The sequence below is a fragment of the Terrabacter tumescens genome (genome assembly GCF_014646815.1).
Taxonomy (GTDB): domain Bacteria; phylum Actinomycetota; class Actinomycetes; order Actinomycetales; family Dermatophilaceae; genus Terrabacter; species Terrabacter tumescens.
Map to the genome: position 1 here is coordinate 489,227 of NZ_BMNZ01000003.1, position 13,298 is coordinate 502,524.

11 protein-coding genes are annotated in these 13,298 nt (G+C 71.7%); 7 read left to right on the forward strand and 4 right to left on the reverse strand.

Going from position 1 to position 13,298, the window contains the following annotated elements:
• Positions 1 to 112: 112 nt before the first annotated feature.
• From IEY30_RS09710 to IEY30_RS09720, 3 genes are all read left to right on the forward strand, one after another.
• Positions 113 to 2,677 (forward strand): alpha-L-arabinofuranosidase family protein, encoded by a 2,565-nt coding sequence (locus IEY30_RS09710; protein WP_030194016.1) that lies wholly within the window; start codon positions 113 to 115, stop codon positions 2,675 to 2,677.
• A 9-nt stretch (positions 2,678 to 2,686) separates the two neighbouring features.
• Entirely contained in the window at positions 2,687 to 4,165 is a 1,479-nt protein-coding gene (locus IEY30_RS09715) for a family 43 glycosylhydrolase (protein ID WP_030194013.1), read from the forward strand.
• 83 nt (positions 4,166 to 4,248) lie between these two features.
• Positions 4,249 to 5,247, forward strand: coding sequence for an aldose epimerase family protein (locus IEY30_RS09720; protein WP_156035102.1), 999 nt, complete (start codon positions 4,249 to 4,251; stop codon positions 5,245 to 5,247).
• Positions 5,248 to 5,262: 15 nt separating this feature from the next.
• Here IEY30_RS09720 and IEY30_RS09725 read toward each other — a convergent pair whose 3' ends face one another.
• The 3 genes from IEY30_RS09725 to IEY30_RS09735 form a co-directional block, all read right to left on the reverse strand.
• Positions 5,263 to 5,589 carry a hypothetical protein gene (locus tag IEY30_RS09725; protein ID WP_030194007.1) on the reverse strand — a complete coding sequence of 109 codons (327 nt, stop codon included), beginning with the start codon at positions 5,587 to 5,589 and terminating at the stop codon, positions 5,263 to 5,265.
• Positions 5,590 to 5,667: 78 nt separating this feature from the next.
• Complete coding sequence (locus tag IEY30_RS09730; protein WP_052358308.1) at positions 5,668 to 5,991, reverse strand: hypothetical protein; 324 nt, start codon at positions 5,989 to 5,991, stop codon at positions 5,668 to 5,670.
• A gap of 93 nt (positions 5,992 to 6,084) precedes the next feature.
• Positions 6,085 to 6,270 (reverse strand): hypothetical protein, encoded by a 186-nt coding sequence (locus IEY30_RS09735; RefSeq protein WP_188960121.1) that lies wholly within the window; start codon positions 6,268 to 6,270, stop codon positions 6,085 to 6,087.
• 140 nt (positions 6,271 to 6,410) lie between these two features.
• Here IEY30_RS09735 and IEY30_RS09740 point away from each other — a divergent pair, with 140 nt between their 5' ends.
• From IEY30_RS09740 to IEY30_RS09755, 4 genes are all read left to right on the forward strand, one after another.
• Positions 6,411 to 6,848: a MarR family winged helix-turn-helix transcriptional regulator gene (locus IEY30_RS09740; RefSeq protein ID WP_030194000.1), complete on the forward strand. Its 438-nt coding sequence runs from the start codon at positions 6,411 to 6,413 to the stop codon at positions 6,846 to 6,848.
• Between the two features lie 238 nt (positions 6,849 to 7,086).
• The gene (gene lysX, locus IEY30_RS09745) at positions 7,087 to 10,500 is read left to right on the forward strand and encodes a bifunctional lysylphosphatidylglycerol synthetase/lysine--tRNA ligase LysX (RefSeq protein WP_030193997.1); all 3,414 of its coding nucleotides are present in this window, start codon (positions 7,087 to 7,089) and stop codon (positions 10,498 to 10,500) included.
• Positions 10,491 to 11,606, forward strand: coding sequence for an alpha/beta hydrolase (locus IEY30_RS09750; protein ID WP_030193994.1), 1,116 nt, complete (start codon positions 10,491 to 10,493; stop codon positions 11,604 to 11,606). The genes lysX and IEY30_RS09750 overlap by 10 nt, the downstream gene beginning before the upstream one ends.
• 13 nt (positions 11,607 to 11,619) lie before the next feature.
• A complete protein-coding gene (locus IEY30_RS09755) occupies positions 11,620 to 12,600 on the forward strand; it encodes an SGNH/GDSL hydrolase family protein (RefSeq protein WP_030193991.1) in 981 nt (326 codons plus the stop codon).
• On the opposite strand, the gene IEY30_RS09760 is transcribed toward IEY30_RS09755, so the two are convergent.
• Positions 12,576 to 13,190 carry a flavodoxin family protein gene (locus IEY30_RS09760; RefSeq protein ID WP_030193988.1) on the reverse strand — a complete coding sequence of 205 codons (615 nt, stop codon included), beginning with the start codon at positions 13,188 to 13,190 and terminating at the stop codon, positions 12,576 to 12,578. The two genes, IEY30_RS09755 and IEY30_RS09760, sit on opposite strands and share 25 nt — an antisense overlap.
• Between the last annotated feature and the right edge of the window lie 108 nt (positions 13,191 to 13,298).

Genomic DNA, 13,298 nt, shown 5'->3' on the forward strand with positions numbered 1-13,298 from the left:
GTTAACGCTCACTTTCGTGAGCGGGGCTGCTCCGGACCGGTGTCGCCCCACGCGCGGAGGACACCCGGAAGCAGTGCCAACGCCCCTTCTCTCCCCACGAAAGGCCTCTTCCATGACGCATGCACGCGTCGTGGCGGGTCTGGCGACCGGCGTCCTCGGCGCCGGTCTGCTCGCCGGCCTCCCGACGGCTCACGCCGCCGGCGCCGCTGCCACCCCCGCTGCCACCCCCGCGCCCCTGACCTACTCCGTGTCCGTCGACACCTCGGCGACGGGACCGTCCATCGACCCGTCGATGTACGGCGTGTTCTACGAGGACATCAACCGCGCCGCCGACGGCGGGCTCTATGCCGAGCTGGTGCAGAACCGCTCGTTCGAGTACTCACCGGCTGACAACCGCAGCTACACCGGTCTCACGTCGTGGTCCACCTCGGCCACGGCCGGTGGGACCGGGAGCGTGACCACCGTCGACGACGCTGCGCGCCTGGGCGAGCGCAACCGCACCTACCTGCGGCTCACCCTGGCCAACCCGACCGGAGGCACATTCGGCGTCAGCAACGCCGGCTACAACACCGGCGTCCGTCTCGAGGCCGGCACGACGTACGACTTCAGCGTCTGGGCCCGCACCGACTCCCCCACGGGCACGCCGCTGAGCGTCACGCTGCGCGACGCGGCCCGCACGACGGCATACGCCTCGCCGGCGACGGTCGCCGTCGCTGGCGACACGTGGACGAAGTACTCCGGCACCTTCGTCGCCACGGCGTCCACGACGTCCGGGCGGATCGCCGTCGAGGCCGGCGGCACCGGCACGCTGCGCCTCGACATGGTCTCGCTCTTCCCGCGCGACACCTACAAGAACCGGCCCAACGGCCTGCGCAAGGACCTCGCCGACAAGATCGCCGCGCTGCACCCCGGCTTCGTCCGCTTCCCGGGCGGCTGCCTCGTCAACACCGGCAGCATGTACTCCTACGACGCGGCGAACAGCTACCCGCGGGCCCGCAGCTACCAGTGGAAGGACACCATCGGGCCGGTCGAGCAGCGCGCGACGAACTCGAACTTCTGGGGCTACAACCAGTCCTACGGGCTCGGCTACTACGAGTACTTCCAGTTCTCCGAGGACATCGGGGCCCAGCCGGTGCCCGTCCTGCCGGCGCTCGTCACCGGGTGCGGCCAGAACCGCGCCACCGTCGACGACGCCCTGTTGCAGCGGCACATCCAGGACGCGCTCGACCTCATCGAGTTCGCCAACGGGCCCACCACCAGCGAGTGGGGCGCCAAGCGTGCCGCCATGGGCCACCCGGCTCCCTTCGGGCTCAAGCGGGTCGCCATCGGCAACGAGGAGAACCTGCCCGACGCCTACTTCGCCAACTTCGTGAAGTTCGAGGCGGCGATCAGGGCGAAGTACCCCGACGTCACCGTCATCTCCAACTCCGGCCCGGACGACACAGGCTCGACCTTCGACACGCTGTGGAGCCTCAACAAGGCCCACGGCACCGCGATGCTCGACGAGCACTACTACAACAGCCCGGACTGGTTCCTGCAGAACAACAAGCGCTACGACGGCTACGACCGACAGGGGCCGAAGGTCTTCCTCGGTGAGTACGCCTCGCTCGACAACAAGCTGCGCAACTCGCTCGCCGAGGCCGCCTACATGACCGGGCTCGAGCGCAACGCCGATGTCGTCAAGATGGCGTCGTACGCCCCGCTGCTCTCCAACGTCGACTACGTCCAGTGGAAGCCGGACATGATCTGGTTCGACAACGCGGCCTCGTGGGGCTCGACGAGCTATGAGATGCAGAAGCTGTTCATGAACAACGTCGGCAACCAGGTCGTCCCGAGCACCGCGACGGGTTCCGTGGCGCAGGCCAAGCCGATCACCGGCGCCATCGGGCTCTCGACCTGGGCGACCGCCGCCAGCTTCGACGACGTCACCGTGACGGGCGCCGACGGCGGCCAGCTCTTCGCCGACGACTTCTCGGGCGACGCGTCGAAGTGGACGCCGCTCGCGGGACGCGGCGCGTGGTCGGTGCAGAACGGCGCCTACGTCCAGTCCGACACCGGCGCGCAGGACACGCTCGTGCGCGCCGGCGACGTCAGCTGGCACGACTACGACCTGCACCTGAAGGCGACGAAGACCGCTGGTGCGGAAGGCTTCCTCATCGGCTTCGGTGTCAAGGACACGGGGAACTACTACTGGTGGAACCTCGGCGGCTGGAACAACACCCAGGGCGCGGTGGAGAAGGCCGTCGGGGGCGCGAAGCAGACGCTCCTGGCCAAGCCCAACACCATCGAGACCGGCCGCACCTACGACGTCATGGTCAAGATCCGTGGCGGGCAGGTCGAGCTCTACCTCGACGGCGTCCTCTGGGGCAGCTTCCGCGACGACGCCGTGACCGAGCCGTTCGCCCAGGTCGTCACTCGCGACGTCGCGCACCACCAGCTCATCGTCAAGGTCGTCAACGCCCAGGACGCCCCCGCCCTCACCACGGTCGACCTGCACGGCGCCCGGGTCATGGGCAAGGCTGAGATGACGGTCATCTCCGGAGACCCCGAGGCGCAGAACACCCGCACCGCCCAGCCGATCGCCCCGGTCACGACGACCGTCAAGGGCATCGACTCGACCTTCACCCGCACCTTCGAGCCGAACTCGGTGACGTTCCTCCGAGTCCAGATGAAGTAGGAGCACGACATGACCCACTCACTCTCACGTCGCAGGCTGCTGGCAGGCGGTATCAGCGGGTTCGGCCTCGCCGCAAGCGGACTCATGCTGCCGGGACTGACCGGACAGGCGCTCGCGGCACCGACCGCATCGCCGACGGATGCGCAGGTCTACGGCGCCCCCACCGTCAGCCCCCTCGTGTGGCAGCGGGCCGACCCCTTCGTCACCCTGCCCGTGGACGGCACGTACTACTTCACCGGGTCGGTGCCGGAGTACGACCGCATCATCGTGCGCGGCTCGAGCACCATCGCCGGGCTCGGCGCGGCACCGGAGTCGGTCGTCTGGCGCCGACCGAGCACGGGGCAGATGGGCGGTCACATCTGGGCGCCGGAGCTGCACCGCATCGACGGCCGCTGGTACATCTACTTCGCGGCCGGAGACGCGGGCAACGTCTTCAACATCCGGATGTACGTCATGGAGTCGGCACTGGCCGACCCCCGCGAGCCCTCGGGCTGGAGCGCGCCCCGGATGATCGTCACGCCGTGGCTGTCCTTCGCCCTCGACTCGACGACGTTCGAGCACCTCGGTCGCCGCTACCTCGTCTGGGCCCAGAGCGAGCCGGAGATCGCCGTCAACACGAGCCTCTACATCGCCGAGATGGCCTCGCCCTTCGCCCTGGCGACGGCGCCGGTGCGGATCGCGACGCCGACGAAGTCGTGGGAGGTGCAGGGCTACAAGGTCAACGAGGGCCCTGCGGTGCTCGTGCGGAACGGTAGGGTCTTCATCACCTTCTCGGCCAGCGCGACCGACTCCCGCTACTGCATGGGTCTGCTCACCGCCGATGCCCGGGCCGACCTTCTCGACGCGCGCTCCTGGAGCAAGTCCGCCGACCCGGTCTTCACGACGAACGAGCAGACGCACCAGTACGGCCCGGGCCACAACAGCTTCACCGTGGCCGAGGACGGAGTCACGGACGTCATGGTCTTCCACGCCCGCGACTACAAGGACATCGTCGGCGACCCGCTCTACGACCCCAACCGGCACGCGCGGGCGCAGCGGCTCTACTGGCACCCCGACGGCACCCCGCTGTTCGGCGTCCCGGTCGGCGTCGGCGGCCCGATCGTGCGGCTCTCCCCGGCGGACTCGTCCTCGTCGTTCGTGCGGCACTTCGCCTACGAGCTGCGCGTCGACGCGGACGTCCGGGAGCTCGCCGACAGCCAGTTCCGTTTCGTCTCCGGGCATTCCGGCGGTGACACCGTCTCGCTGCAGTCGGTGAACTATCCGGACCGCTACGTCCGTGTCACGAGCACCGGGCTGCGCATCGACCCCGTCGAGACCACAGGGACGTATGCCGCCGAGGCGAGCTTCCAGCGCCTCCCGGGCCTCGCGAACCCCAGGGGCGTGTCACTGCGGTCGGTGGCATCGCCCGGGTCGTACCTTCGCCACGACAAGGGTCGTCTCGTCACGGGCCCCGCCTCGGGCTCGAAGTCGACCTTCTTCCTCAGCTGAACCGCCGGCCGGCGGGCGGTCGCACCGGATACACGGTGCGGCCGCTCGCGCGGGTCGCGACCGACACCCCTCTGGAGCGCCGCATGTCCCCCACTACGCCCACGTCGATCCAGCTGCGCGCCGGCGGACTGCGGCTCGAGGTGGTGACGGCCGGAGCCGCCGTCCGTCGCCTCGTCCTGCTGGACGGGGAGGACGAGACCGACGTGGTGCTCGGCTTCGACGACGTGGCGCTCTACGGCAGCGGCCGCGACTACCTCGGCGCGACGATCGGTCGCTACGGCAACCGCCTTGCCGGGGCGCGCTTCACCCTCGACGGTGTCCAGCACCGGCTCAGCGCCAACGAGAACGGCAACACGCTGCACGGCGGCGCCGAGGGCTTCGACCGGCGTGACTGGACGGTGGTCGAGCAGGACGAGGGCCACGTGACCTTCGCGCTGCGCAGCCCGGAGGGCGACCAGGGCTTCCCCGGCACGCTCGACGTCACGGTGACCTACAGCGTCGAGCCCGGGGTCGTGCGCCTCGACTACCTCGCCACGACCGACGCCGACACGGTCGTGAGCCTGACCAACCACACGTACTTCAACCTCGACGCCGAGAGCAGCGGTCCCGTCGACGCGCACCGGCTCACCGTGTCGGCCGATGCGTTCACCCCGGTGGACGCCGGGCTCATCCCCACGGGCGAGATCCGCGACGTGAGCGGCACGCCGTTCGACCTGCGCCGGCCCACGACGATCGGCGAGCTGCTCGCCCGCGAGGACGAGCAGCTCGCTCACGCTCAGGGCCTCGACCACAACTTCATCGTGGACGGAGTGGGCCTGCGCCACGTGGCGACCCTCCACGGGACCTCGGGACGCACGCTCGAGGTCCGGAGCGACCAGCCGGGCGTGCAGGTCTACACCGGTGCCCACTTCGACGGCACGGTCGTCGGGACGTCCGGCACGGCTTACGGCCCCCGGGCGGGAATCGCCTTGGAGACACAGGCCTTTCCCGACGCGCCCAACCACCCCGGCTTCCCGTCGGCGGTCCTGCGCGCCGGCGACCGTTACGAGAGCACCACGGTCTGGCGCCTCGGTCGGGAGTGACGTCTGCTCGGCGCCCTAGCGGCGGCGACGGTGCGCGCGGTCCTCGTGCAGCTCCGGGTGGACGTCCTCCGGCAGCTCCTCGGGCTCGGCGCCCTCACCCGGCCGCGCCACTCCCCAGCCGTCGGCCGTGATGGTGTCGACGGGCGGGTTGCCCACGAGGTGGGAGCGTTCCGCGCCCTCGGGGTGGTCGCGCCTGGCCCGCTCGGTGTCGTCGCGGTGGGAGTTCAACGACTCGCTCGTGTCGCGCCCCTTGCGCGCGTGCCGCGGACCCACGATGACGAGTCCGATCACGAGGATCACGACCACCGCCAGCATGACGAAGAGTCCTACACGATCACCCATGGCAACCTCCCGGGTCCGGTCCGCCCTGACTCGACGGTACTCCCGTGCAGGCGGATCCGGACGCGAAAGGGCCCGAGGTCAGGACTGGTCGGGTGAGCCGCCCACGTCGTTGGGTCGCGCTCGCAGCGGGTCGCGCGCGTCGGCGGTCCAGCCGCCGGCCCCCGCGCCGGCGACGGCGCTGTCGTCACCCGAGGCCGAGAGCGTGTCGGTGGGCGGGTTGCCGACGAGTCGGTCGGTGTCGGGCGGCCCCACCGGCCCACCACCCGCAGCCTCGACATCGGGGTTCAGGGTCTCGTGCTCCGCGTCGCCCCGGCCGTGCCGACGTGGTCGCATGACCACCAGGATCGTCACCAGCAGGACGACGACGGCCGCCATGACGAGAAGTCCCACGCGGTCGCCCATGTCTCTCCCTCACTCGAAGTCACTGTCCCCGGGCCCGTACCCAGAGCCCGGGCGACGACACGCGGGAGCAGACCGGAGTCGAGGAGCGGCCCGTCAGCCGGCGCGCCGGCCCGCCTCGGCCTTGGCCACCCGGGCAGCGCGCTCGCGCTCGAGCCGGGCCTTGGGGTCGTTGCCCTCGCCGAGCTGCGCCGGGCCGAAGATCGTGAGCCCGATGAGGCGCAGCCGGTAGCCGATCCGGTAGCCGATGGACAGGCCACGGTTGGACCCTGAACGCGCCACGATGTCTCCTCGATTTCGTTAGTGCACTAACTGTTAGTGTACACAGCAACGAGACCGCACCGGAGACGGAGGACACCGCCTTGGCCGCCAGCCGCCCGCCGCAGGCACCGACGAGGGCGACCGAGACGTCGCCCGGCGCGCTGCCCGACGACCTGCTCAAGCTCGACCGCCAGGTCTGCTTCGCCCTCGCCGTCGCCGCCCGCAACGTCATCGCGCTCTACCGGCCCGTCCTCGAGCCTCTGGGCCTGACCCACCCGCAGTACCTCGTCATGCTCGCCCTCTGGGAGCGCTCGCCGCTGACCGTGCGCGAGATCGGAGGCCTGCTGAGCCTCGAGCCCGCCACGCTGTCACCGCTGCTCAAGCGACTCGAGGGCGCCGGACTCGTGACGCGCGACCGCCACCCGCTCGACGAGCGCGCCCTCGCCATCACCCTCACCGAGCGCGGACGCCGGCTGCGCGACCAGGCACTCGAGGTGCCGCCGCAGATCGTGGCGACCCTCGGCATGGACCTCGAGGAGCTCCAGGCCCTGCACGCCTCGCTGACCCGCGTCATCGCTGCGTCGACGCCGACCCGCTAGGCCCCCCGGACCAGCATCCCCACGTCAAAAGCGGCGTCGCCGCGCTCTGACAGCTCGAGCCGGTGCAGGGGTCGTGGTCGACGACGACGTGCGGGCCTGCCCCGCTCCGTTGCGCGCGACCATACGCCCGAGGCCGACAGCCTGACCACCAGCCTGAGCGTCTGCTGGACGTCCGCTGTGGGCTCGTTCTCAGGTGACGTCCAGCGACCGTCCAGCAGCCGAGGGCATCGTCTGACGCATGGGCACCCGAACACTGCGTGCGCCGGCCTCGCACCGACCCGCCCGACTGCTCACCGGCCTCTACGCGCTCGCCACCCTCGTGGCGCTGCTGCTCACCCTGCTGGCCCGGGGCCGGACGCACCCGCTGCTCGCCGAGGACCTCTTCGGCCTGCTCAACGTGCCGGTGGCCCCGACCTTCGTCTCCGTCGTCGTGCTCGCTCTCGCCACACGGGCGCTGCTGGGCCGCAAGCGGATCGGGCTGTGGTTCGTCGCCGTCTTCCAGGTGCTGGGGATCTACCTCGGCTTCGTCGCCCTCGTCCCGGCGGCGCGGCTGCCCCGGACCGGGATGTGGGTCAGCCGTGGCGACCTCGGTCGCGGGCTCGACATCATCTCGACCGTCGTCGCGGCTCTTGCCCTGTGGTGGCTGTGGCGGATCCGGCACGAGTTCACCGGACGGTTGCAGCGGGGCTCGTGGGGCCTGGCGATCGCCGCCCTCGCGGTGGGCTCGGCGGTGACGCTCGGTGTGGCGTGGCTGTTGCTCGGCGCCGTCGGCGCCCCACGGTCGCAGGTCGACCCGCTCGTCGACACGGTGCTCGCGGTGTTCGGCGGCGTCAGCCGGCGCACCCTCGCACTGGTGCCGCCCTGGGTGGTCGAGGTCGTGGCGGTCTGCGCCGGCCTGACGATCCTCGCGGCCGTGACCCTCTTCCTCGCGTCGGCGCGGCCTCGCAGTCGCTGGTCGCCCGACCGCGAGGTGGCCCTGCGCGGCCTGCTCGCCCGGCACGGCTCCGACGACTCGCTCGGCTACTTCGCCACGCGCCGCGACAAGGCGTCCGTCTTCTCCCCCGACGGTCGGGCCGCCGTGACCTACCGCGTGGTCGCCGGCGTGTCCCTCGCGTCGGCCGACCCCGTCGGGCACCCGGACAGCTGGCAGCCGGCGATCGAGGCCTGGCGCGCCGAGGCCCGCGAGTTCGGCTGGGTGCCGGCGGTGCTCGGCGCCAGCGAGCGGGGTGCCAGGGCATATGCCGCGACCGGCGGCATGCGCGTGCTGCTCCTCGGCGACGAGGCGATCCTCGATCCCACGCGCTTCGACCTGCGGCGCACGTCGCTGTCGGCGGTGCGGCACTCGGTCACCCGGGCCACTCGGGCCGGGACCCAGGTGCAGGTGCGCCGTCAGCGCGAGCTGGGCGCCGACGAGCTCGCCGAGCTCACCAACCGCGCCGAGGCGTGGCGCAGTGGCGAGACGGACCGCGGCTTCTCCATGGCCCTCGGCCGCTCGGGCGACCCCGCGGACGCCGACGTCCTGCACGTCACGGCCCATGGACCGGACGGGGCGCTCGTGGGCATCCTCTCGCTCGTGCCGTGGGGCCGCTCGGGCGTCTCCCTCGACGTCATGCGGCGCTCACCCGATGCCCCCAACGGCGTCACCGAGCTCATGGTGAGCGAGCTCATGGACCGATCCCGCGACCTGGGCCTGCACCGGGTGTCGCTGAACTTCTGCATGTTCCGAGGCGTCTTCGAGGACGCCGAGCGCCTGGGCTCGCGGTCGCTGACCCGCGTCGGGGCGTCGGTGCTCGGGCTCTTCGACCGGATCTGGCAGCTCGAGCGGCTCTACCGCTCGAACGAGAAGTACGAGCCGGCGTGGGAGCCGCGCTTCCTCTGCTACGACGACGCGGTCTCACTGCCGCAGGTGGCCGTCGCGGCCGGAGCGGCCGAGGGCTTCATCCGCTACCCGTCCCTGCACGGGGCGCCGGCCGAGCTCGACGCCGACCACCTGGCCCGGGCCGCCGCGGTGACCGCGGCCGCCGCCTCCGTCGACGTCGAGGCGCTGGGACCACGGCGCTCCGACCAGTTCCGGCACCGGCTCGCCACCCTCGACCGGATGCGCGAGGCCGGTCTCGACGCCTACCCCGTCGGCGCGGCCTCGGTCACCACCACCGCCCTCGCCGACCTCGGCGGGCAGCAGGGGCACGGCCCGGGAGCCGTCTCCGTCGTGGCACGGGTGCGGCAGGTGCGCAACCACGGCGGCGTCGTCTTCGCCACCCTCGTCGAGGGCGAGGCCACCCTGCAGGTGCTCCTCGACGCGGCCCGGGTCGGGGACGAGTGCCTCAGGCAGTTCACGACCTTCGTCGACATCGGCGACCTCGTGCGCGTCGACGGCTCGCTCGGCCGATCCCGCTCGGGCACCCGCAGTCTTCTCGTTCAGACGTGGCGCATGGAGGCCAAGTCCCTGCACCCGGTCCCCTTCCGCGCCTTCGACGACCCGGCCACCCGGGCCCGTCGTCGCTCGACCGACCTGCTCGTGCACCCCCGCGACGTCGACCTGCTGCGTCGCCGGTCGGCGGTCGTCGCCTCGATCCGCAGGACCCTCACCGACGCCGGCTTCCTCGAGGTGGAGACGCCCATGCTGCACACGACCCACGGCGGCGCCAGCGCCCGACCGTTCCGGACCTTCATCAACGCCTACGGCACGGACCTCTCGCTGCGGATCGCACCTGAGCTACACCTCAAGCGCCTCCTGGTCGCCGGTCTCGGGCCGGTCTTCGAGCTCGGCCGCAACTTCCGCAACGAGGGGGCGGACGCCACGCACAACCCGGAGTTCACCTCGCTCGAGGTGTACCAGCCGCACGCCGACTACACCGTCATGCGCCACCTCACCGAACGGCTCGTCCGCGAGGCGGCCCGGTCCGTCCACGGCCGGGAGGCGCTCCCCCTGCCCGGGCCGGGCTCCGTCCGCGGGGGGCTCGGGGCCCCCACGGGCGGGGACGCCGGGGACTCCAGGGACCTCAGGGGCATCAGGGACTCCCTGGACTCCAGGGACGCCGGGGTCTCGCTCGTCGACATCAGCGGCGAGTGGCCGGTCGTGCCGGTCCTCGACGCCGTGTCGGAAGCGGTCGGGCGGCGGATCGGCCTCGACACCGACATGGACGTGCTCCTCGGGCTGGCCGAGGAGCACCACGTGGCCGTGCGACCCGAGATGCGCGCCGGCGCGGTCATCGAGGAGCTCTACTCCGAGCTCGTCGAGCCCACGACGCTGCTGCCCACCTTCTACACCGACTTCCCCGTCGAGACCTCACCGCTGACCCGGCCGCACCGGACGGAGGCAGGACTCGTCGAACGCTGGGACCTCGTCGTTGCGGGGATGGAGGTCGGCACGGCATACAGCGAGCTGACCGACCCCGTCGACCAGCGGGCGCGCCTGACCGAGCAGTCGCTCAAGGCGGCCGCGGGCGACCCGGAGGCGATGGAGGTCGACGAGGACTTCCTCCACGCGCTCGAGCTGGGCATGCCACCGACGGGTGGCCTCGGCCTCGGCGTCGACCGTCTCGTCATGCTCCTGACGAACAGCCCGATCCGCTCGGTGCTGACCTTCCCCTTCGTGCGGCCGATCCCGTCGACCGCGTCCGAGCGTGAGGCGAGCCCGGCATGGAGCTGACCGACACCAGCCTCCTCGTGCTCCTCGGCGCCCTCGCCCTCGTCGTGTTCGTGCTCGTCGTGGTCGGGCTCCCGCCTTGGGGCAACCACGTCGTGCGTGCCGTCATCCGTGGCGTGCAGGTCGTGCTGCTCAACCTGCTCGTCCTCGCCCTCGCCGGTGCGGCGCTCAACGACCAGTACCTCTTCTACTCCAGCTGGGGCGACCTCTTCGGCTCGCGCTCGGCCTCCGTGCAGGTGCACCACGGCGGGACGACGCACGAGGCCGTCGCCGCGCCGGTGAAGGGCCCCGGCTTCCAGGGCCTGACGACACCGACGTCGTTGCCGCCGCTCCCCCAGCCGGGGGCACGACTGCAGAACTACACCGTCGTCGACAAGCGGTCCAACGCCGAGGGCCAGGTCTTCGTCTACCTGCCCGCCAACTACGACCCGAAGTCCCCCCACGCGTACCCCGTCATCGTCGGTCTGCACGGCTTCCCAAGCGGGCCAAGGGGATTCGTCCGCCTCAACTTCCTCAGCACCATCGACACGCTCACCGCCGAGCACCGGCTCGCACCCTCCATCGTCGTCGTCCCGCGCATCGACACGCCCGCAGGCCTCGACACGGAGTGCGTCAACGGGGGCGCCGGCCAGCCGCAGACCGACACGTGGCTCGCGCGCGACATCCCCTCCTGGACCGCACGGCACTTCCGGGTGCAGCGGGCGAGGTCTTCGTGGGCCACCTTCGGCTACTCCTACGGCGGCTGGTGCGCGGCATCGCTCTCGATGCGCCACCCCGATGTCTTCGGGGCCGCCATCGTGCTGCTCGGCTACTTCCGCCCCGACTTCAGCGCGGCCTACGACCCCCTGACGACGCAGGCGGAGCGTGGCTATGACCTCGTCACCATGGCGCACGCGGCGCCCCCGCCGGTCGCGATGTGGGTGCTGACCTCGCGCGAGGACGCGCTGTCGTACCCCACGACCTCGAAGTTCCTCAGCGTGGCGCGGCCGCCGCTCGACGTCACGGGCACCGTCCTCGCCCACGGAGGCCACCGCGACTCGGTCTTCACGCCCTACGTCCCCGCGGCCGTCGCGTGGCTGGGGCAGACGCTGCCGGGCTTCCGTGCCTGAGGACAGGGGGCGTATGCCGTCCGCCGCACGTCACGTCGTGCGCTCGGTCCGCCGTCGCCCCCGGCACGTGGTCGCGGCGCTCCTAGGCGTCGCCGTCCTCGTGGCGCTGGTGCTCAGCGGTGCCGTGGCCGGCCTCGGATCGGCACCGTCGGCCGGTGGCCCCGGCGCTCCGACGGGATCGACTGCGACACAGGCGGACCCGAGCGCCCCACGCACCGCCACCGGCCACTCGTCGAAGGCGCCGCCCAGCCCGTCCGGCCCCCTGACCCTCGTCGGCCTCGGCGACTCCGTCCCGTCGGCGGGCCCCTGCGGCTGCGCCGGCTACGTCGAGCAGGTCGGCCGCCGGCTCGGCGAGCTGACCGGGCGCACCTGGATGGTGCACAACGACGCGACGGGTGGGTGGACGACGGCTGACGTCGAGGGTGACCTGATGTCGGCGACCACGCAGGTCCATCTGGCCGGCGCCGACCTCGTCCTCGTCGAGGTGGGTGCCAACGACTTCGACCTCGACCGGGTCGACGACCAGGGCTGCTTCCCCGCGGCGGGATCGACGTGCTGGTCCTCGACCATCGCCGGTCTGCGCGACGGGCTCACCCGGATCATCGCGGGCATCAGGAGCGTCGACCACCGGCCCGATCTGCGCATCGCCCTCCTCGGCTACTGGAACGTCACCGTCGACGGCTCGGTGGGCCGTGCGCTCGGAGAGGACTTCGTGCTCGGCAGCGACGAGCTGACCCGGCTCGTCAACACCACCGTCCAGCAGGTGGCGGCGGCGACCGGCACCGTCTACGTCGACGCCTACACCCCGCTCAAGGGTCCGACCGGCACGCGTGACCCGACGCAGGACCTGCTCGACGACGGGGACCACCCCAACGCCACCGGCCACGCGCTGCTCACGGCAGCGATCGTGGACCAGCTGCGCACGACCGGAGCGGTGGCCGCCTGGACGGCACCGACGGGACCCGGCCGTCAGTCCTCGTCGGACGGCGGATAAGGGCTTCCGGCCAGGAGCCCGGCCAGGTGAGCTGCGTTGGCCGCGAGGGTGCGGGTGGTGCTGGTCACGGCATCGGGCGTCGACGCGAGGTCCTTGTAGTCGGTGCCGTGCATCGCCTCCCCGTTCCAGTACGTGACGCCTCCGGCCGGGATGGTGAAGCCGACGTCGTCGAGCGACTGGAAGAGGACCGCGCTGACGTGGTGCGCCCCGTCCTCGTTGCCGACGACGACCGCGACAGCGACCTTGCCGTAGGTCAGCAGTCGACCGTGCTCGTCCTTCTCGGACAGCTCTGCGTCGAGCCGTTCGAGGACGCGCTGGCAGACGCTGCTGTGCTGGCCGAGCCAGGTCGGCGTGGCGAGGACGAGGATGTCGCTGGCGATGACCCGCTCACGAAGCGTCGGCCAGGCGTCTCCGTCACCCATGTCGAGCTCGACACCCGGGCGCACGTCGTGGTCGACGACCCGGACCATCGAACCGGTCACGCCGTGCTCGCCCAGGGCGTCGAGCACCTGCTGCGCGAGCAGCTCCGTGCTCGAGTCGGCGGGCGTGCGGCTGAGCGTGCAGTTGAGCGCGAGGGCGGTCAGGGCCACGGAATCCTCCTGGCATCGGGTACGTCGTCCCCGGCACGTACCCAGTCGTGCCGGAGGCAGCGGCCAGACGGGGCGTTGACGCGCGAGCCGAGGTGCGCTTGCCTGTCG